The organism is Sphingomonas sp. UYEF23, assembly GCF_040546165.1.
Lineage (GTDB): Bacteria > Pseudomonadota > Alphaproteobacteria > Sphingomonadales > Sphingomonadaceae > Sphingomonas > Sphingomonas glacialis.
This window is the reverse complement of the sequence record NZ_JBEPNG010000005.1, coordinates 261088-279337: the sequence shown is the minus strand read 5'-3', so window position 1 is coordinate 279337 and position 18250 is coordinate 261088. Positions and strand designations below refer to the sequence as shown.

Here is an 18250-nt window from a genome sequence, read left to right as displayed (position 1 = left end):
GCGCGTGCTGGCATGGGCCTTCGCGACTGGGCCCCGGCCTTCGCCGGGGAAGATAGAAGAACGGGAAAGCAAGGGGAGCGAAAGAAGCGGAAATTTAACAGCGCGATGCTACACACCCCGCATGCGCTTCCTCTTCGCCCTGCTGATCGCAAACCCCGCGCTCGCCGCGCCGCATAGCGGTGTCGTCAAGGTTCGCACCGGACCCGAACTCTCCGACATCGTCCTGTTCGTCGTCGCGGCGCTCGGCGTCTGGTTCGTGCGGCTGGCGATGCGCGCGCGCTTCGCCAAGCGCGGCACGCCCAAGGATTGACCTGCGCGCCCGCTTGGGCCAGCCCGCTTTGATGGCCGAAGATACACTCGACACGTTAGAGGCAACGATCCGCGCACGCCGCGGCGCCGACCCGACGACCTCCTACACCGCCAAGCTGTTCGCGAAGGGGCGCGGCAAGATCGCGCAGAAGGTCGGCGAGGAAGCGGTCGAGACCGTCATCGCCGCGCTGACCGAGGACAAGGCCGCGCTCGTCGGCGAGGCGACCGACCTGATGTTCCACCTGCTCGTGCTGCTCGCCGAGTGCGACGTGTCGCTCGACGACATCCGCGCCGAAATCCGCCAGCGCGAAGGCGTGTCGGGAATCGACGAGAAGGCCGCCCGGACGAAGGACTGACGCGCTCTTTCTTGCTCCCCTCCCGCTTGCGGGAGGGGCTGGGGGAGAGCATGTCGCACGCACCGGCGGGAGGTATGGGAGGACAGCCCCTCCCCTAACCCCTCCCGCAAGCGGGAGGGGAACTATGCCGATCGACGCGACGCAAGCCTATGACGACCAGAACATCTTCGCCAAGATCCTGCGCGGCGAGATTCCCGCGACGCGGCTCTACGAAGACGACTATGCGATCGCCTTTCCCGACATCGCCCCGCAGGCGCCGACGCACATCCTGGTGATCCCCAAGGGCGCCTATGTGTCGTGGGATGATTTCAGCGCGAGAGCCTCCGACGCCGAGATCGCCGGGTTCGTTCGCGCGGTCGGCACGGTCGCGCGCGATGCCGGGCTCGTCGCGCCGGGCTATCGCTTACTGGCCAATACCGGACACGATTCGCACCAGGAGGTGCCGCACCTCCACGTCCATATCTTCGCCGGCCGCGCGCTCGGGCCGATGCTGGCGCGCTAAGGGGATTGCGCGCCCACGTTTTGCGGTTAGGTTTCCCGCCAACCAAAACTTTCGCGCCGGCAACGATCCGGCCCAGGGGACTTATCGAATGGCGACACAGCCCACTACGGGTATTCTGAACCGCATGCTGCTCCGAAAAACCGTGGAGCAAGTTCAACGCGAGACACAGACCAGCCAACTCAAACGCACGCTCGGCCCCTGGAACCTCGTGTTCCTCGGCATCGGCTGCATCATCGGCGCCGGCATCTTCGTGCGGACCGGCAACGCCGCCGCGCTCCATGCCGGCCCAGCCGTCCTCATCTCGTTCCTGATCGCGGGCTTCGTCTGCGCGCTCGCCGGCCTTTGCTACGCCGAGCTGTCCTCCACCCTGCCCGTCTCCGGCTCGGCCTACACCTATAGCTACACCACGATCGGCGAGTTCGCCGCGTGGATCATGGGCGCGCTGCTGCTGCTCGAATACGGTCTCGCGGCGTCGGTCGTCGCGGTCGGCTGGGCGGGCTATGTCGTCAGCCTGCTCGGCGACTTCGGCCTCGTCATCCCGGTCGAACTGACTGGTCCGACCGGCCATGTCATCAAGCATGCCGTCGGCGGCGAGCTCGTCCCCGTGATCGTCAACGGCGCGCCGCTGACCTATCTCTTCAACCTGCCCGCCTTCCTGATCTGCGGCGCGATGACCGCATTGCTGATCATCGGCGTGTCGGAGAGCGCCAAGGTCAACAACGTCATCGTCGCGATCAAGCTGACCGTGATCATCGCCTTCATCGTCATCTGCGGCGCGTTCGTGATCGCGCACTTCGACACGCTCAAGTCCAACTGGCAGCCGTTCATCCCGCCGGCGAGCGGCGACAAGGGCGAGTTCGGCTGGGGCGGCATCCTGCGCGCCGCCTCGATCGTGTTCTTCGCCTATATCGGCTTCGAGGCAGTCTCGACCGCGGGCCAGGAAGCCAAGAACCCCGCCAAGGACATGCCGATCGGCCTGCTCGGCTCGCTGTTCGTGTGCACCGCAATCTACATCCTCGTCTCGATCGTGATGACGCTGATCGTCAACTACAAGACGCTCGACGTGCCGGATCCCGTCGCGGTCGCGGTCGACGCGCTCGGCCCGCAATGGGCGTGGTTCGCAAAGCTGGTGAAGGCCGGTGCGATCGTCGGGCTGACCTCGGTCGTGCTCGTGCTGATGTATGGCCAGACGCGCATCTTCTACACGATGGCGCGTGACGGCCTGCTGCCGCGCGTGTTCGCGACGGTCCACAAGAAGTTCCAGACGCCGTGGGTCAACACGCTGCTCGTCGGGCTGATCACCGCGGTCGCCGCGGCGTTCTTCGACATCAACACGCTCGGCGACATGACCTCGGTCGGCACGCTCGCGGCGTTTGCGATCGTCTGCCTGTCGGTGATCTGGCTGCGGCGCACCCACCCGGAGATCCCGCGCGGCTTCCGCGTACCGCTCTATCCGGTGGTGCCGGCGGTCGGCATCCTCACTTGCATCGCGTTGATCTTCACGGTCGAATCGCGCGTGCTGGTGTTCTTTGCCTGGTACACGCTGGCGGCGATCATCCTCTATTTCGCCTACGGTATGCACAACAGCCGGCTGGCAAAGGGCCTCGACGAGGAAGACGGCCCCGAGCTCGGCGAATATGTCGCGCCGGTGCATCGCCCGTAAGGGCAGGCGCCACGTAGGACACGAAAAAGGCCGGGGATCGCTCCCCGGCCTTTTTTGTGTCTGAGCCCCCCCCCCGAGGGGGAGGAGGAGTGCCCGTTCAACCCAGCTTCGACGCCACCAGCGCCTTCAAATCGACCTGCGCACGCGCGCCGTAATGCGAGATGATCTCGGCGGCGCAGACCGCGCCCATCTTGAGCGAATCGGCGATGCTCTTGCCCTGTGCCTGGCCGCGCAGGAACCCCGCGGCGAACAAATCGCCCGCGCCGGTCGTATCGACGACACGCTCGATCGGCTCGGCAGCGACGCTGACGGTCTCCCCGCCAGAGACAGCGATCGCACCCTTCTCGCTGCGCGTGACCACCAGCATCGGCACCTGCGTCGCGGCCTCGGCCACCGCCGCGTCGAAATCCTGCGTGTCCATCAGCGCGGTGATCTCGGCTTCGTTCGCGAACATGATGTCGATCAGGCCATCGGCCATCAGCTGGCGGAAATCGCCGCCGTGGCGCGAGATGCAGAACACGTCGCTGAGCGTGAAGGCGACCTTGCGGCCCGCTGCCCGCGCCACGTCGATCGCAGCGCGCATCGCCTGGCGTGGTTCCTCGGGATCCCACAGATAGCCCTCGAGATAGAGGATCGCGGCATTGGCGATCAGGTCACGGTCGAGTGCTGCCTCGGGCAGGAACTGCGACGCGCCGAGGAAGGTGTTCATCGTGCGCTGGCCGTCGGGCGTGACGAAGATCAGGCAGCGTGCCGTCGTCGGGTCGCCGTCGCGCGCAGCCGTCGTAAAGTCGATCCCCACCGCGCGGATGTCGTGCGCGAAGATGTCGCCAAGCTCGTCCTTCGCCACCTGGCCGATAAAGCCGCACTTGCCGCCCATCGCCGCGATGCCGGCGACGGTGTTCGCCGCCGAGCCGCCGCTCGCCTCGATCCCCGGGCCCATCTTGGCGTAGAGCGCATCGGCCTCCTCGGGCGAGAACATCAGCTGCATCGAGCCCTTGGTCATCGCGGCTTCGGCGAGGAAGGCATCGGTCGACTGCGACAGCACGTCGACGATGGCATTGCCGATCGCGACGACGTCATAAGTGGGCTCGGTCACGGGAATCTCCGATTTCTGAAAAAAATAGCGTTGCCGCGCCGTACCGGGGGGGTGCGGCGCGCGCAACTCTCCGTGGCCGGGAGCAAGCGCGGGGTGACGGGCCCGTGGGAGGCGGCTAGGACCAGCCCCATGTTGCGTGCGCTCCTCCTCTCGCTCGGCCAGCTCGGTGATCGCAAGATCGTCGCGGTGTTCCTCAAGTCGCTCGCACTGACCGTGGTGCTGATCGCCGCGCTCGGCGTCGCGCTGTGGTATGGCGCGACGGAAGCGGCGGCGGAGCGGGGTTGGGATCCGGCGGCCGGCGGCGTGCTGGGCGCGGTCGCGCTGCTCGCCGCGTTCGGGATCAGCTGGCTGCTGTTCCGCGCGATCGCGATCGCGGTGATGATGGCGTTTGCCGACGATGTCGTCGTCGCGGTCGAGGCGCGGCACTACCCGCAAGCGCTCGAGACCGCGCGCAGCGTCTCGCCCCTGCGCGGTGCCGGGCTCGGCCTGCGTTCGGCGGCGCGCGCGATCCTGGTCAATCTTGTGCTCGCGCCAGTCTATATCGCCTTGCTCGTCACCGGCGTCGGCACGTGGCTGCTGTTCTTCCTGGTCAATGGCTGGCTGCTCGGGCGCGATCTCGGCGAGCTCGTCGCGGCGCGGCACGTGCCGCCTGCGCTGATGCGAGACTGGCGCAAGACGGGCGCGGTCGACCGCTTCGCGCTGGGGGTTGCGGGGACCGCCCTGTTCATGGTTCCGATTGCGAACCTCTTCGTGCCGATCCTCGGCGCGGCGATGGCGACGCATCTGTTCCATTCGGGGCGAACGACATGAAGCTTTTTGGTGCAATTCTGGTGGGGCTGGCGCTGTCGGGCTGCGCCGCGAGCACAGCGACGACACCCGCCGCGCGGCCCGCAATGGTGCCGATCCCAACGGGCACGGCGGGGCTCGGCGGCGTGATCGGCGCGACCGCAGCGCACCTCACCGGGTTGTTCGGCGCACCCGTCGCCGATGTCCGCGAGGGGACAGCGCGCAAGCTGCAATTCAACAACGCGACCTGCGTGCTCGACGCCTATCTCTACCCGAGCGGCAAGTCCGAGCCGGTCGTCACCTATCTCGATGCGCGCCAGACCGACGGCTCGCCGATCGACCGCGCGAGCTGCGTCGGAGCGCTGCAAGTCGGGCGGCGGAAGTAAGGCTCAAGCGAGCGGGAGGTACGTCGATCCCGCCTACTTCATCCGTGCGTCCCCCCACGCCCCGGTTGGCGCGCGTTACCCCATCCCGTTCGTGCTGAGCTTGTCGAAGCACTGTTCTCTCTTTCGACGGTGGCAAGAAGGTCAGCCCTTCGACAAGCTCAGTGCGAACGGTGGGGGAGCGCGCTGAGAACGGTGGGGGAGCGCGCTATGACGCGGTGGCTAGCGCCGCGAACGCCCACTCCGCCGCCTCCGCCACGACGGGGTTCGGATCGTCGCGCAGTCCAGCGACCTGCGCGCGCAATCCCGCATCGCCGCTATTGCCCGCCGCGATCAGACAGTTGCGCACCATTCGGTCGCGCCCGATGCGCTTGATCGGCGAGCCGGCGAACACCTGGCGAAACCCCGCATCGTCGAGCGCAAGCAGGTCGGCGAGTTCGGGCGCGACCAGTTCGGCGCGCGGCAGGAAGGCGCGGTTGGCGTGCGCAGCGGCGGCGAACTTGTTCCACGGGCAGACCGCGAGACAATCGTCGCAGCCGTAGATGCGGTTGCCGATACCCTTGCGGAATTCGAGCGGGATCGGCCCGGCATGTTCGATCGTCAGGTACGAAATGCAGCGTCGCGCATCGAGCCGGTAGGGCGCGGGGAAGGCATCGGTCGGGCACGCGCGCTGGCACGCGTCGCACGATCCGCAGTGATCGGCGACCGGTGGCGGAAGCGTCCCGAAGGCGGCGATGTCGAGCGTCGTGTAGATCGCGCCGAGGAACAGCCAGCTGCCCTCGCTACGGCTCACCAGATTGGTATGCTTGCCCTGCCACCCCAGCCCCGCCGCCTCGGCGAGCGGCTTTTCCATGACAGGCGCGGTATCGACGAACACCTTGAGGTCGATCCCCGGCGCCTCCGCCACCAGCCAGCGCGCGAGGGCCTTCAGCGCGCGCTTGACCACATCGTGATAATCGCCGCCCTGCGCATAGGTCGAGATCCGCCCTACCCCGCCCTCGCCCGCCAATGCGAGCGGATCGGTCGCCGGGGCATAGCTCATCCCGAGCGCGATCACGCTCTTCACCTCGGGCCACAGCCCGGCGGGGGATTCGCGGTGGTGCGCGCGCTCCTCCATCCAGATCATCCCGCCGTGGAGACCCTCGCGCAGCCATTGCTGCAACCGCTCGGCGGTTCTGGGCGCAGCGTCCGCCGCGGCGACCCCGCACGCGACGAAACCGAATTCGCGCGCTTTTGCCGCAAGGCGCTGTTCGAGGGGCAAAGCGTCAACCATTGTCGCCCACATAGCGTGTTCGCGCCGCGCTTGTCGAAGCCCGGCGCGCTATACTACACAGCTAACACAGCGCTCCGTATCGGGGCCACGCGGCGGGGGTCTTCTTGGACAATCATCTGGCGGTCAGCGCCTCCGGCCTGATCAAGAATTTCGGCGGACGGCGCGTCGTCGACGGCGTCGACATCGCGGTGCCCAAGGGCGCGATCTACGGCGTGCTCGGCCCCAATGGTGCTGGCAAGACGACGACGCTGCGGATGCTGCTCGGCATCATCGAGCCCGATGGCGGCAGCCGCACGCTGCTCGGCCACGATCGCCCGCGCGATGCGAGCGACCGCGTCGGCTATCTCCCCGAAGAACGCGGGCTCTACCCGGCGATGCGCGCCAAGGAGGCGGTCGCCTTCATGGGTGCTTTACGCGGGCTCGATCTCAAGACCGGACGCAAGCGCGCGGTCGAACTGCTCGAGGCGGCGGGGCTCGGCCATGCGGTCGACACCAAGATCCGCAAACTGTCGAAGGGCATGGCGCAGCTCGTCCAGCTGCTCGGCTCGGTCGTCCACCAGCCCGATCTGCTCGTGCTCGACGAACCCTTTTCGGGGCTCGACCCGGTCAACCAGGAGCGGCTCGAAGCGCTGATCCTCGCCGAGCGCGATCGCGGCGCGACGGTGCTCTTTTCGACGCACGTGATGGCGCATGCCGAGCGGCTGTGCGACCGGCTCGCGATTATCGCCGGCGGCAAACGCCGCTTCGAGGGCACCGTCGCCAACGCGCGCGGGATGCTCCCGATGCGCGCGCACTATGTCCCCGAGCGCGACGATCCGACGATCGCGCAGCATTTGCCCGCCGACGCCCGGCACGGCGAGCACGGCTGGTCGTTCGAAGTCCCCGATGGCGGGGTCGAGCAGGCGCTCAGCCGTTTGATCGGTGCGGGCCACGGAATCGCCGGCCTGTCGATCGAACGCCCCGGCTTGCACGACGCGTTCGTGCGGATCGTCGGCGCTGCAGGACACACCGCCAAGGCTGCGACGGAGCACACCGCATGAGCGCGCACCCGATAAGCAACACGCGCCGCACGATCCGCCAGGCGATGACGATCGCACGGCGCGATTTCGTCGCGACGGTGTTCACGCCGACCTTCCTGCTGTTTCTGCTCTCGCCGCTGTTCACGATCGGCTTCGGTCTCGTCGGCGGGATGGGGGCGTCGACCGTGGCGAGCGGATCGAGCGAGAAGACGCGGATCGTCGCGATCGTCGAGCCTGCGCGGCAGGACGCGATGCGATCGGCCGATGCGCGGCTGCGCGATGCCTTCGCGCGCGGTGACCGCCCGCCCCTGCTAGCGATCGAAGCACCAGCCGCCGATCCCGAGGCCCAGGCGCGCGCCGCGTTCAAGAGCCGCAAGGGCATCGATGCGTCTGCGACGCTGTTCGGCGACCTGACCCATCCGACGATCCTGTATGACGGCCAGGGCCGCGCCGATGCGCGCTATCTCGCCTCGCTCGCCGAGGCGACGCTGCGCACCGACCCGGCGCAGACCAAGCCGCTCAGCATCGCGACGCTCAGCTCGATCGCGCGCGCCGCACCGACCGAGAGCGGCCACAAGCAAGCCGCCTTCATCGCCGTGTTCGGCATCTTCTTCCTCGCCCTGCTGCTCGCCGGCCAGGTCGTCGGCACGATGATGGAGGAGCGCAGCAACAAGGTGGTCGAAGTGCTCGCCGCAGCGGTCCCGCTCGAAGCGGTGTTCTTCGGCAAGTTGCTCGGGATGTTCGGCTCGGCGATCCTCTTCGTCGGTTTCTGGACGACGCTCGTCACGCAGATCGGCGGCATCCTGCCCGCGCGCTATGCCACCGCGATCGGCGAGATCGGCCCGGCGGTGGGTGCGCCGATGTTCTTCCTGTTGTTCTTCGCCTATTTCGCGATGGCGTATCTGCTGCTCGGCGCGGTGTTCCTCGGCGTCGGGGCGCAGGCCTCGACCGCGCGCGAACTGCAGATGATGTCGTTGCCGATCACGATCATCCAGGTCGCGATGTTCGGGCTTGCGTTGAAGGCCAGCGCCGCCCCCGATTCGATGCTCGCCAAGGTCGTCGAAATCTTCCCGCTCAGCTCACCCTATGCGATGGCGGCGCATGCCGCGAACCAGCCCGAGCTATGGCCGCATGTCGCAGCCCTCGCTTGGCAAGCGCTATGGGTCGCGATCGCGATCACCGTCGGCGCGCGGGCTTTCCGGCGCGGCGTGCTGCAATCGGGGAGTGGCCGGCTGTTCGGTCGGCGCAAGACTGTTGACATGAGTGTCAGTTAGACGTTCACTCCCCCAAAAGGAGAGGGACTATGGCGACTTTGGCGCAGGACGTGATCGATCGGTTCGACGTCAGTCGACCCGAACTCTACCGGGACGATGTCTGGCAGGCGCCGTTCCGCGAGCTGCGCGCGACCGCGCCAGTCCACCGCGTCGAGCATTCGGACTTCGGCCCCTATTGGTCGGTGTCGACATACAAGCCGATCGTCACGGTCGAATCGCTGCCCGATCTCTACTCGTCGCAGGCCGGTGGGATCACGCTCGCCGATTTCATTGAGAACAACCCGACCGACGTGCGGATGCCGATGTTCATCGCGATGGACCGGCCAAAGCATACCGGCCAGCGCCGCACCGTCGCGCCCGCCTTCACGCCGTCCGAGATGGTGCGGATGAGCGACAATATCCGCATGCGGACCGCCGAAGTGCTCGATTCGCTCAGCTGGAACACGCCGTTCGACTGGGTCGACACCGTCTCGGTCGAACTCACCACGCAAATGCTCGCGATCCTGTTCGATTTTCCGTGGGAGGATCGCCGCAAGCTGACCTTCTGGTCGGACTGGGCGGGCGATATCGAGGTCGTCAAGAATGAGGAGCTCCGAATCGAGCGGCTCAAGCACATGTACGAGTGCGGCGGCTACTTCCAGAACCTCTGGAACGCCAAGATCGGCAAGCCGCCGACGCCCGACCTGATCTCGATGATGATCCATTCCGACGCGATGGCGGAAATGGACCAGATGGAATTCCTGGGGAACCTGATCCTGCTGATCGTCGGCGGCAACGACACCACACGCAACACGATGAGCGCGGTCGCGTATGGGCTCGACCTGTTCCCCGACCAGCGCGCCAAGCTCGAAGCCGATCCCTCGCTCATCGCGAACACGGTGCAGGAAGTGATTCGCTGGCAGACGCCGCTCGCGCACATGCGCCGCACCGCGACGGTCGATTCCGAGCTCGAGGGGCAGCAGATCAAGGCGGGCGACAAGCTTGCGCTTTGGTATATATCGGCCAATCGCGACGAGAGCGTGTTCGAGGATCCCGACACGATCATCGTCGACCGCCCCAACGCACGACGCCATCTGGCGTTCGGCCACGGCATCCATCGCTGCGTCGGAGCGCGGCTCGCCGAGATGCAGATCGCGATCCTGCTCGAGGAAATGGCGAAGCGGCGGATGCGGGTGAATGTGCTGGGCGAACCCGAGCGAGTCGCGGCGTGCTTCGTCCACGGGTATCGCAAGCTGCCGGTGGAAATCAGCCGCTACTGACCCTACCCTGCCGTCACCCCAGCATCGTCCCGGGGTGATGGCTTAGGGAGGGAGGATTGCCCACCTCAGTTCGGCTTGGCAATCGCCTCGGCACGCACCGGCTCGGCATCCCCGGAGCAATCGCCATTCTGCCGCGCAACGACTGCGGGCGGTGCCTTGCGGCCCATCGTCCAGTTCGCTTGCATGCGGACCTTGGGATTGGGCGCACACCAGATCTCGCCGGTCTCGTTGATCGCGGTGACCCAGATGAGGTTATGCTCCTGGCCGTAATCGATCACGGCAAAGGCAAAGCCTGGCCCCTTGTCGAGCACGTGAACCGGAAGCGGCGGATCGAGCTGTTGCATCGTCATACGGCTTGAAGCGCGCGAAATCGTTTGGGGTTCCCCTATCCGCGCGTCACCCGATGCGTCCGGGGACCGCAAAATCGCGTAACTATCCCGCAGTCCGAGCGTATAAGGACTGTGACGCCAAGAGGATCCGACCGATGCACGACCGCCGCCATTTCCTCACCCTCGCCGGCACCGGTGCCGCCGCCTTCGCGCTGTTCGGCTGCAAGGGCGCGAGCGCTGGCCCGCCCGAGAAGTTCGAACTGACGCTGAGCGATGCGCAGTGGAAGGCCAAGCTCTCGCCCGCCGCGTATACCGTGCTGCGGCATGAAGGCACCGAAGCGCCGTATAGCAGCCCGCTCAACAAGGAGCATCGCGCCGGGATCTTCTCGTGCGCAGGATGCGCGCTGCCGGCTTTTTCGTCGAAGACCAAGTTCGAGAGCGGCACGGGCTGGCCGAGCTTCTGGGCACCGCTCGCCAATGCGGTCAAGTCGCGCACCGACAGTTCGCTCGGCATGGCGCGGACCGAAGTGCATTGCCGCCGCTGCGGCGGGCATCTCGGCCATGTGTTCGATGATGGCCCGAAGCCGACGGGCCTGCGCTATTGCATGAATGGCGTGGCGATGACCTTCACGCCGGGCAAGGCCTGACCCCCGCTCCCCGGCTACGGCCGGGGGGTCGATCAGCCGTGACGATCGTTCGACAGCGATGCCATGATCATCGGCGCGGCGTGGTCCTGCGTGTCGTCGCCGGTCGACTTGGCCGAATAGATGAAGCCCTTGGTCGGATAGGCCGAAGTACCGAGGCCACCCTGCGGGCCGTACCACACCTTGACTTCGCTCCAGTCGCCATTGGCCGAGACGTCGATTGCGCGGACGTCATGCTCGACGCCGCCGCGGCGCGACCAATTGGCGTGGGTCAACAGGACTTCGCGGTCGTTCACCACTTCGCTGACCATTGCGACATGGCCCATGCGCATCCGGCTGGTCGCCGAAAAAGCGAGCACTGCGCCGACCTTGGGGGCATGGCCACGCGCATAACGACCAGCGGCCTGGCCCCACCACGTGTTCGCGTTGCCGTGCAGGTCGATCCCCGACACTTCGCGCGCGAACGGCGCGCACTGCCAGAACTGCGCCATTGCAGGGGTCGCCGTCAGCAGGGCGCACGATACCACCAGCGCAAAACGCGCTGCTAAAGCCTTGAATGTCATGTGACCCCCCAAAGGTCGTTTGAACTCGTTGAGTGTCTCAAAGCAGGTCGCCGCGCCGCTGGAAACCCTGTCTCCCCGATGAACGGAACCTTTTCCGATGAAGCGAGTTGACCGCACGATGACTGCCCGTTTCGGCATCCGCCGACGGTCCGGAGCAGCGGTGCGCGCTCGCCAAGTCACGCGATCCCGGCTAAGAATCGCACCATGAAACCAACCACTGCCCGCCCGCGCCTCGTGCTTGCCTTGCTGATGGTTGGCGCCTCGCTGACAGGATGCTCGCGCGAGGCTGCGCCCGATGATGACGCTGCGCTCTACCAGTCGAACGCTGCGACGCTCACGCCGGGCGTCCAGCCGGTGCGTGTCGGCGAAGGCGGCCCGGCGTTTCGCGCCTGTGCCAGTGTCGGGCAGGTGGTGAACCTGTCCCCTGCCGGAGAGCGCTATCTTGCGGTACGCACCGCCCCATTCGCCGAAGCCGACGAAGTCGTCCGGCTCGGCGACGGCGCAAAGATGTATCTGTGCTCGCGCTCGCTCGATCAGCGCTGGCAAGGCGTAGTGATACCGCCCGCCGACTCGCCGACCAGCGATTGCGGCGTCACCGCCTCGCTCGCGGGTCCGCGCGCTTATGCCGGGCCGTGCCAATCGGGCTGGGTGTTGAGCGGCTTCGTCCAGCCATCGGCGGGTTGACGCCCAACGATCGTTTGGTAGCCTAGTATGGCGCTTCACAGCTACGAAACGCGCGACACGCCGCGCTTTTGAATTTCGGGTTTGCGAGCCGCGCCCGGATCGGGCATCGCGTCCCTGCACAGAAACGGCAGATGGCGGACCCATGGCACTCGACCCCGAAACCTTCGACGCATTGATCGACACGGTACGCCGCTTCGTCGCCGAACGGCTCCGCCCGCTCGAAGCCGCGGTCGAGGAAGCCGATGCGATCCCAGCCGATGTCGTGCAGGACATGCGCGAGATGGGGCTGTTCGGCCTGTCGATCGACGAGGAATATGGCGGTCTCGGCCTGACGATGCTCGAAGAGGCCAAGGTCGCGATCGAGCTCGGTCGCACCACGCCTGCCTTCCGCTCGACCTTCGGCACCAATGTCGGGATCGGCTCGCAGGGGCTCGTGATGGCGGGCAATGCCGAGCAGAAAGCGGCATGGCTTCCGCGCATCGCGAGCGGCGAGATCATCACCAGCTTCGCGCTGACCGAGCCCGACGTCGGATCGGATTCGGGCGCGGTGAAGACGCGCGCGACCTTCGACGGGCAGTCGTACCGGCTGAACGGCACCAAGCGCTACATCACCAATGCCGACAAGGCCGACCTCTTCACCGTGATGGCGCGGACCAGCGACACACCCGGAGCGCGTGGCGTCTCGGCCTTCCTCGTGCCGCGCGATTTGGCGGGCGTGTCGATCGGACATCCTGAGAAGAAGATGGGGCAGAAGGGCGCCAAGGTCGCCGACGTAGTGTTCGACGATGTCGTCGTCCCTGCAGAGAACCGCTTGGGCGCCGAGGGCGAGGGCTTCAAGATCGCGATGCGCGTGCTCGACCGTGGGCGGTTGCACATTTCGGCGGTGTGCGTCGGGGTGGCCGAGCGGCTGATCGCCGATTGCGTCGCCTATGCCACGACGCGCACGCAGTTCGGCAAGCCGATCGCCGAGCACCAGTTGATCCAAGGGATGCTCGCCGATTCGAAGACCGAGGCGCTGGTTGCGCGCGCGATGGTGCTCGAGACTGCGGCTGCCAAGGACGCCGGCAAGGACGTCGTGATGGAATCGGCCGCCGCCAAATATTATGCGAGCGAGATGGTCGGCCGCGTGGCGGACCGCGCGGTGCAGATTTTCGGCGGGGCGGGCTACATCGCCGATTACGGGATCGAGCGGCTGTACCGCGACGTCCGGTTGTTCCGCATCTACGAGGGCACCAGCCAGATCCAGCAAATCATCATCGCGCGCGAGACGATCAAGCGCGGCGGCTGAGCTCGTCGCAAGCCGCCGCCGTTTAAGGCGCACAACCAAATCCCCCTCCCGCCTGCGGGAGGGGTTAGGGGAGGGCAGTGACGGCAAGCGCCGCGCTTGAGGCACGCCCCTCCCCCAGCCCCTCCCGCAAGCGGGAGGGGAGCAAGAAAAAATCAGGAGAGAAGATGATGGACACCAATACCCTGTTCCGCCTCGACGGACGCGTTGCGCTCGTCACCGGGGGCTCGCGCGGCATCGGCAAGATGATCGCGGCGGGCTTCATCGCGCAAGGCGCGACCGTCTACATCTCGGCGCGCAAGGCCGATGCCTGTTTCGAGACCGCCAAGGAGCTCGGCGAGAAGTGCATCGCGCTGCCGCAGGACGTGTCGACCGTCGCGGGCTGCAAGGCGCTCGCCGCACAACTCGCCGAACACACCGACCGGCTCGACATCCTCGTCAACAATGCCGGCGCCGCCTGGGGCGAGCCGTTCGAGGCGTTCCCGGAAAAAGGCTGGGACAAGGTGATGGACCTCAACGTCAAATCGCCCTTCTTCCTGACGCAGGCGCTGTTCGAACCGCTCAAGGCCGCCGCGAGCGCAGGGCAACCCGCCAAGGTCATCAACATCACCTCGATCGACGGCCAGCGGCTCAACCCGTGGGAGACGTACAGCTACCAGGCATCGAAGGCGGCGCTGATCTATCTCACCAAACGGATGGCGGCGCGGCTCGTCACCGATCATATCAACGTCACCTCGATCGCGCCGGGCGCGTTTGCCAGCGAGATGAACAAGGCCGCGCGCGATCATGGCTCGGCGATCGCGCAGAGCATTCCGGCCAAGCGCATCGGCGTCGACGAGGATATGGCGGGCGCGGCGATCTACCTCGCGTCGCGCGCCGGGGATTATGTGATCGGTGATACGATCACGGTCGACGGCGGGCTGGTGCATGCCGCATTGGGGACAAGCATCGACGCGTAAGGCATCGTCACCCCGGCCTTGTGCCGGGGTCCACCGTGCAGCGCCGCCAGCCTTTGACATCGGTCGATACGCTCGAGGCCTGGTAGACCCCGGCACAAGGCCGGGGTGACGGTTGGGTTAGCTCGTCTGCGGATGATGCGGCGTGAGGATCAGCACGCCTTCCTCGACCCGCCACGATTTCAGCCGCGACAGGAAGTTCATCCCCACGACGTTCATGTCGCCGAACGCTGGTGACACCACCACCGGCAGGTCGCGCGCGACGACGTTGCCGATCCGCAGCACGGGGACCGTCGCGGTCTGCGCGGCGACGTTGCCGTTCGCGGTCTGCATCACCACCGGCATGAGCGAATCGTTCGGCTCGATCCCAGCGGCGGCGGCGGTATCGGCCGAGATCGCGGTCACCGTCGCGCCGCTGTCGACCAGCATCCGCCGCTCGATCGCGCCGAGCTTCACCCGCACCCAGAAATGGCCGTCGCTCGCCATCGGCACGCGCATTTCCTTGCCGACGACTTGCTGCCCGCCGATCTGGAAGCGCTGCGCCATCCGCGCGAACATCGGATCGAACTGCGCGCGCTCGGCGAACAGCAGCGCGACCACGACGACCGCGCCGACGGTCATGGCGAACGACAGCACGCGCCCGAACACCGGCACGCGCCGCGCCAGGAAGAGTATCGCCACGACGCCGGCAATCAGCAGGTACAGCGGCGCGTGCGGGCCAAGACGGGAGAGATCGGTCACGATCGCAATATAATATGCGGGCCTGCGTTTATGAAGGCTGACCGCTGCATATGTCCGCCCGAGTCACTCCATCGCAGACAGCAGCCGATCGACCGTCGTCGTCGCAAAGGCGGTGAAATTGTCGGCGACGCCATAGGGCAACAGAATATCACGCCCGAGCGCGAGCGCGCCGCAGCTGTACACCACATTGGGCACATAACCGTCGCGCTCGTCGGGGCTCGGGCGAAGGATCGGCTCGGGCGTGCGCGCGAGCAGCTTCGACGGATCGGCCTTGTCGAGCAGACACGCCCCGACGCAGTAATTGCGCACCGTGCCTACGCCGTGCGTGAACACCAGCCAGCCTTCGTCGACCTCGATCGGCGAGCCGCAATTGCCCATCTGGACGTATTCCCACGGATATCGCGGGCTGACGATCTTGCCGCCGCCTTCCCAGTGCAGGATGTCGTCGGAGCGATGCAGCCAGATGCTCTCGCTGTCCTGTCGCCCGAGCATGATATATTGCCCGCCCACGCGCCGCGGGAACAGCGCCATGCCCTTGGCCCCCGCCGCATCGCCGGTCAGCGCGCGCATGATAAAGGTTTCGGATCCGTCGCCCGACAGCAATTCGGGCCGCGCGGTCGAGCCGCTGAACGCGGTGTAGGTCCCGTGATAGGTCGTCGTGCCATCGTCTTCGGTGAAGCGCACCAGCCGCAGATCCTCGATCCCCTGATGCTGGCTCGGCAGCACGGGAAACAGCACGGTTTCCGAAATGTCGCGGCTGCGATCGACGCGGAGCGTCACCACGGCGCCCGCGGCGACGCTGTCGCCCTCAATGATCGGCGGTACCGCGACCAGGCTCGGCGGGTCGATCGCGATCCGCCCGCCAGGGACCCAGCTGCCCGACCGGAACGCCACCGACGAGACATGGCCCTCGCCGATGCCGCGCAGCGACACGATGAAGCGTACGCCCCCCTCCGGCGCCGTCGATTGGTCGTGCGCGAGGACCGCACTCGGGTTGAACAAGGCGGCGGCTTCGTACGAATATTCTTCGCTGAAATAGGCACCGATCAAGCGCTGCTGCGCGGTGTTCGCGGTCGGCCGCTCGGCCAGCGTTACGGCGATTTCCTCATAGCGCCGCACCAGCATCGCATCGACATCGCGGTGCCGCTCGTCGAGCGAATCGGTGGTGATGGCAAGCTCAGCGGCGAGCCCCGCAGCGTCGAGCGTCATCACGCGGTCGACGATCGCCTGCGTGCGGCTTTGCCCCTCGACCTGGAATGCCTTGGGATATTCGAGGCTGAACGGCCGCACCACCGTTCGCGACGGATCGGGACGGAGGATGACATCGGCATGGTCGAGAATCGGGTGTGCGTCCGGCATGGCAACTCCCTTGGAGGAAACGGCAGACTATCCCACCAGAACCGCGCCAACGTGCGAGGATCACGGTTGATCCAGATCAGCGGAGAATCAAAATACTACGCTGTGCAGCGGTACTTAGCCCGGATTCGGATCTTGTGACGCATCCGCGTGCCATGCCACCATCGCGTCGCTCGTGAAATGCCGGGCGTTGGGGGCAGCCGGATGATCACCTACCGAATCTTTGCAGCGGGTATCGGTCTCGTCGCACTGTCCGCGCCATTATATGCGCAACTGGTCGAGCCGGCACCGCTCGTCGCCGAGCAGCCCGCTTTGACAGTGCTCAATCAGCTCGGCGCAGCGCCGAACGATGCCGCGCGCCTCATCCTGTTCGATCGCGCGCTGGCGCTTCTCCCACAGCCGACCCCGCTTCGCGGGCACGTGCTGTGCGGCCGCGCCGCGGTGCTCGGTCAATTGCACCGTGACGACGAAGCCCGCCTCGGTTTCGACCAGTGCCGCCAATTGCTGCCCGACGAACCCAATGTGCTGCTGCCGATCGCCTTCGACGAATCGCACCGCCAGCGCCCGGTGGAGGCCGCGCAGCTGATCATCCGCGCCGCCAAGCTCAAGGCGTCCGCGCTGGACCATATCGATGCCGATTCAATGGCCACGGTGTTGCGCCAATTGGCCTATGTCGGGAAGGGCGATCTCGCCGACACGATGATCGATGCGTTGGTCGGCGCGGGCTATCCGCGCGACAATCCGGGCGTGTTTTCGCACTATACCCAGACTGCCATCCTGTACCGTTTGCGAACCGGCGATGCGGCGACCGCGACGCAACTCCTGCCCTCGGTGCTGAGCCCGCACGCTGGCGTCGCGATGCTCGTCGATCGCCGCTATGCGCCGATCTGGCCCGCGATCGGGGAGTGGGCGGGCAATGATCTGTCGGTCCAGCGCGGCGCGTTGCTGGCGGCGGCGCGCGCGACCTTCGAAACCAGCGAAACCCCGGAAGCCCGGCTCGCCTACGCGCAAGCGCTGGTCGACACGGGTCACCGCGGCGAGGCGATCACGCTGATCGAGCAATGGTTGCAGACCGACGCGGCGAACAAAGATAAGTGGGTGCGCAGCATGGCGGTGCTCAAACAGGGCCGCTGGCTGGCGGAAGCGGGGGATCGCGCCGAGGGCATCCGACGGATGCGCGCCGCGGTCGATGCCCCGGCGCAACCCGAATCGGGGATCGAGAACATCGTCCCCAATCTGGTCATGCAATTGCTTCTGGCGCAGGACTTTGGCGGCGCAATCGCGATGCTCGACCGCCATCCGCCAAGCGCAGACACGCTCGAAAGCCCGGTCGCGGCAGGCTATTTCGTCGCCCTGCGCGCGTGCGCGTTGCAGGGGCTCGGCAAGCACGACCAGGCCGTGGCGCAGCTCGCACGGCTCCGCAGCGTCTATCCCACCGCCAAAACCGCAGGCGACTATGCCGTCGCCTGCGTCGCGCCGATTGACGAGCAAGCCGCCCGTTGGATCGCCACCGTCCGTGATCCGGACACGCGGAACGATGCACTCGTCGCACTCGAAACCGCGCGCTATCGTGCGAAGCAGGCGCTGCCCGCGCTGACGCTCACCGAGCAGATGCTGCGCCGGATCGAATCGCGCACCGACGTCCGTCGCAGCTTCACCGAATTCGGGCGCCCGCTGCCCGACAGCTACGCGCCCGCGCTCGACGATTTCAACGTGCGCCCCGCCGCCACGCCGCGCGGCCCATCTCCGACGCCAGTCGCCTGACGCCGCGC

Annotated in this window: 20 protein-coding genes; 14 read left to right on the top strand and 6 right to left on the bottom strand. The window is 66.7% G+C overall.

The window, feature by feature from the left end; genetic code table 11:
- Window positions 1-121: 121 nt before the first annotated feature.
- The 4 genes from ABIB28_RS11895 to ABIB28_RS11880 all read left to right on the top strand — a co-directional run bounded on the left by ABIB28_RS11895 (window position 122) and on the right by ABIB28_RS11880 (window position 2830).
- Window positions 122-310, top strand: coding sequence for a hypothetical protein (locus ABIB28_RS11895; RefSeq protein ID WP_354288288.1), 189 nt, complete (start codon window positions 122-124; stop codon window positions 308-310).
- 31 nt (window positions 311-341) lie between these two features.
- Entirely contained in the window at window positions 342-665 is a 324-nt protein-coding gene (locus tag ABIB28_RS11890) for a phosphoribosyl-ATP diphosphatase (RefSeq protein ID WP_133190297.1), read from the top strand.
- A gap of 124 nt (window positions 666-789) precedes the next feature.
- Window positions 790-1167 (top strand): histidine triad nucleotide-binding protein, encoded by a 378-nt coding sequence (locus ABIB28_RS11885; RefSeq protein ID WP_322160677.1) that lies wholly within the window; start codon window positions 790-792, stop codon window positions 1165-1167.
- A 124-nt stretch (window positions 1168-1291) separates the two neighbouring features.
- Window positions 1292-2830, top strand: coding sequence for an amino acid permease (locus ABIB28_RS11880; protein WP_133190301.1), 1539 nt, complete (start codon window positions 1292-1294; stop codon window positions 2828-2830).
- 97 nt (window positions 2831-2927) lie between these two features.
- Here the strand turns inward: ABIB28_RS11880 and ABIB28_RS11875 are convergent, their stop codons facing one another.
- Complete coding sequence (locus ABIB28_RS11875) at window positions 2928-3926, bottom strand: adenosine kinase (protein WP_354288286.1); 999 nt, start codon at window positions 3924-3926, stop codon at window positions 2928-2930.
- Window positions 3927-4055: 129 nt separating this feature from the next.
- On the opposite strand from ABIB28_RS11875, the gene ABIB28_RS11870 reads away from it, so the two are divergent.
- Together ABIB28_RS11870 and ABIB28_RS11865 are read left to right on the top strand one after the other, a co-directional pair.
- Complete coding sequence (locus ABIB28_RS11870) at window positions 4056-4736, top strand: EI24 domain-containing protein (protein WP_354288285.1); 681 nt, start codon at window positions 4056-4058, stop codon at window positions 4734-4736.
- Window positions 4733-5098 carry a hypothetical protein gene (locus tag ABIB28_RS11865; RefSeq protein WP_133190307.1) on the top strand — a complete coding sequence of 122 codons (366 nt, stop codon included), beginning with the start codon at window positions 4733-4735 and terminating at the stop codon, window positions 5096-5098. Before ABIB28_RS11870 ends, ABIB28_RS11865 begins: the two co-directional genes overlap by 4 nt.
- A gap of 205 nt (window positions 5099-5303) precedes the next feature.
- Here ABIB28_RS11865 and queG read toward each other — a convergent pair whose 3' ends face one another.
- A complete protein-coding gene (gene queG / locus ABIB28_RS11860) occupies window positions 5304-6368 on the bottom strand; it encodes a tRNA epoxyqueuosine(34) reductase QueG (RefSeq protein ID WP_354288284.1) in 1065 nt (354 codons plus the stop codon).
- A gap of 104 nt (window positions 6369-6472) precedes the next feature.
- On the opposite strand from queG, the gene ABIB28_RS11855 reads away from it, so the two are divergent.
- From ABIB28_RS11855 to ABIB28_RS11845, 3 genes are read left to right on the top strand one after another with little or no spacing between them, the layout of a single operon-like run.
- Window positions 6473-7408 carry an ABC transporter ATP-binding protein gene (locus ABIB28_RS11855; protein ID WP_354288282.1) on the top strand — a complete coding sequence of 312 codons (936 nt, stop codon included), beginning with the start codon at window positions 6473-6475 and terminating at the stop codon, window positions 7406-7408.
- Entirely contained in the window at window positions 7405-8661 is a 1257-nt protein-coding gene (locus ABIB28_RS11850; RefSeq protein ID WP_354288280.1) for an ABC transporter permease, read from the top strand. The genes ABIB28_RS11855 and ABIB28_RS11850 overlap by 4 nt, the downstream gene beginning before the upstream one ends.
- Window positions 8662-8690: 29 nt before the next feature.
- Complete coding sequence (locus ABIB28_RS11845) at window positions 8691-9920, top strand: cytochrome P450 (RefSeq protein ID WP_354288279.1); 1230 nt, start codon at window positions 8691-8693, stop codon at window positions 9918-9920.
- 65 nt (window positions 9921-9985) lie between these two features.
- Here ABIB28_RS11845 and ABIB28_RS11840 read toward each other — a convergent pair whose 3' ends face one another.
- A complete protein-coding gene (locus ABIB28_RS11840; RefSeq protein ID WP_133190315.1) occupies window positions 9986-10270 on the bottom strand; it encodes a hypothetical protein in 285 nt (94 codons plus the stop codon).
- A gap of 134 nt (window positions 10271-10404) precedes the next feature.
- On the opposite strand from ABIB28_RS11840, the gene msrB reads away from it, so the two are divergent.
- A complete protein-coding gene (gene msrB, locus ABIB28_RS11835; RefSeq protein WP_189677130.1) occupies window positions 10405-10896 on the top strand; it encodes a peptide-methionine (R)-S-oxide reductase MsrB in 492 nt (163 codons plus the stop codon).
- A gap of 32 nt (window positions 10897-10928) precedes the next feature.
- Here msrB and ABIB28_RS11830 read toward each other — a convergent pair whose 3' ends face one another.
- Window positions 10929-11456 (bottom strand): CHAP domain-containing protein, encoded by a 528-nt coding sequence (locus tag ABIB28_RS11830; RefSeq protein WP_354288277.1) that lies wholly within the window; start codon window positions 11454-11456, stop codon window positions 10929-10931.
- A gap of 204 nt (window positions 11457-11660) precedes the next feature.
- Between ABIB28_RS11830 and ABIB28_RS11825 the strand changes: the two genes are divergently transcribed.
- From ABIB28_RS11825 to ABIB28_RS11815, 3 genes are all read left to right on the top strand, one after another.
- Window positions 11661-12140 carry a hypothetical protein gene (locus ABIB28_RS11825; protein WP_354288276.1) on the top strand — a complete coding sequence of 160 codons (480 nt, stop codon included), beginning with the start codon at window positions 11661-11663 and terminating at the stop codon, window positions 12138-12140.
- A 142-nt stretch (window positions 12141-12282) separates the two neighbouring features.
- A complete protein-coding gene (locus tag ABIB28_RS11820) occupies window positions 12283-13428 on the top strand; it encodes an acyl-CoA dehydrogenase family protein (RefSeq protein ID WP_133190323.1) in 1146 nt (381 codons plus the stop codon).
- Between the two features lie 167 nt (window positions 13429-13595).
- Window positions 13596-14384: an SDR family NAD(P)-dependent oxidoreductase gene (locus ABIB28_RS11815; protein WP_354288275.1), complete on the top strand. Its 789-nt coding sequence runs from the start codon at window positions 13596-13598 to the stop codon at window positions 14382-14384.
- A 117-nt stretch (window positions 14385-14501) separates the two neighbouring features.
- On the opposite strand, the gene ABIB28_RS11810 is transcribed toward ABIB28_RS11815, so the two are convergent.
- Window positions 14502-15122: a retropepsin-like aspartic protease family protein gene (locus tag ABIB28_RS11810; RefSeq protein ID WP_354288274.1), complete on the bottom strand. Its 621-nt coding sequence runs from the start codon at window positions 15120-15122 to the stop codon at window positions 14502-14504.
- 63 nt (window positions 15123-15185) lie between these two features.
- Window positions 15186-16481, bottom strand: a complete 1296-nt coding sequence (locus ABIB28_RS11805) for a glycoside hydrolase family 130 protein (protein ID WP_354288273.1) — start codon at window positions 16479-16481, stop codon at window positions 15186-15188.
- A 201-nt stretch (window positions 16482-16682) separates the two neighbouring features.
- On the opposite strand from ABIB28_RS11805, the gene ABIB28_RS11800 reads away from it, so the two are divergent.
- Entirely contained in the window at window positions 16683-18242 is a 1560-nt protein-coding gene (locus ABIB28_RS11800; protein ID WP_354288272.1) for a hypothetical protein, read from the top strand.
- Window positions 18243-18250 lie beyond the last annotated feature (8 nt).

What these genes read in the sequence shown, in the direction of transcription:
- ABIB28_RS11850 (WP_354288280.1), top strand. Translation starts at nt 7,405, where the DNA reads ATGAGCGCGCACCCGATAAGCAACACGCGCCGCACGATCCGCCAGGCG.
- ABIB28_RS11845 (WP_354288279.1), top strand. Translation starts at nt 8,691, where the DNA reads ATGGCGACTTTGGCGCAGGACGTGATCGATCGGTTCGACGTCAGTCGA.
- ABIB28_RS11885 (WP_322160677.1), top strand. Translation starts at nt 790, where the DNA reads ATGCCGATCGACGCGACGCAAGCCTATGACGACCAGAACATCTTCGCC.
- ABIB28_RS11895 (WP_354288288.1), top strand. Translation starts at nt 122, where the DNA reads ATGCGCTTCCTCTTCGCCCTGCTGATCGCAAACCCCGCGCTCGCCGCG.
- ABIB28_RS11830 (WP_354288277.1), bottom strand. Translation starts at nt 11,456, where the DNA reads ATGACATTCAAGGCTTTAGCAGCGCGTTTTGCGCTGGTGGTATCGTGC.
- ABIB28_RS11815 (WP_354288275.1), top strand. Translation starts at nt 13,596, where the DNA reads ATGGACACCAATACCCTGTTCCGCCTCGACGGACGCGTTGCGCTCGTC.
- queG (WP_354288284.1), bottom strand. Translation starts at nt 6,368, where the DNA reads ATGGTTGACGCTTTGCCCCTCGAACAGCGCCTTGCGGCAAAAGCGCGC.
- ABIB28_RS11805 (WP_354288273.1), bottom strand. Translation starts at nt 16,481, where the DNA reads ATGCCGGACGCACACCCGATTCTCGACCATGCCGATGTCATCCTCCGT.
- ABIB28_RS11825 (WP_354288276.1), top strand. Translation starts at nt 11,661, where the DNA reads ATGAAACCAACCACTGCCCGCCCGCGCCTCGTGCTTGCCTTGCTGATG.
- ABIB28_RS11890 (WP_133190297.1), top strand. Translation starts at nt 342, where the DNA reads ATGGCCGAAGATACACTCGACACGTTAGAGGCAACGATCCGCGCACGC.
- ABIB28_RS11865 (WP_133190307.1), top strand. Translation starts at nt 4,733, where the DNA reads ATGAAGCTTTTTGGTGCAATTCTGGTGGGGCTGGCGCTGTCGGGCTGC.
- ABIB28_RS11870 (WP_354288285.1), top strand. Translation starts at nt 4,056, where the DNA reads ATGTTGCGTGCGCTCCTCCTCTCGCTCGGCCAGCTCGGTGATCGCAAG.
- ABIB28_RS11840 (WP_133190315.1), bottom strand. Translation starts at nt 10,270, where the DNA reads ATGACGATGCAACAGCTCGATCCGCCGCTTCCGGTTCACGTGCTCGAC.
- ABIB28_RS11820 (WP_133190323.1), top strand. Translation starts at nt 12,283, where the DNA reads ATGGCACTCGACCCCGAAACCTTCGACGCATTGATCGACACGGTACGC.
- msrB (WP_189677130.1), top strand. Translation starts at nt 10,405, where the DNA reads ATGCACGACCGCCGCCATTTCCTCACCCTCGCCGGCACCGGTGCCGCC.
- ABIB28_RS11800 (WP_354288272.1), top strand. Translation starts at nt 16,683, where the DNA reads ATGATCACCTACCGAATCTTTGCAGCGGGTATCGGTCTCGTCGCACTG.
- ABIB28_RS11880 (WP_133190301.1), top strand. Translation starts at nt 1,292, where the DNA reads ATGCTGCTCCGAAAAACCGTGGAGCAAGTTCAACGCGAGACACAGACC.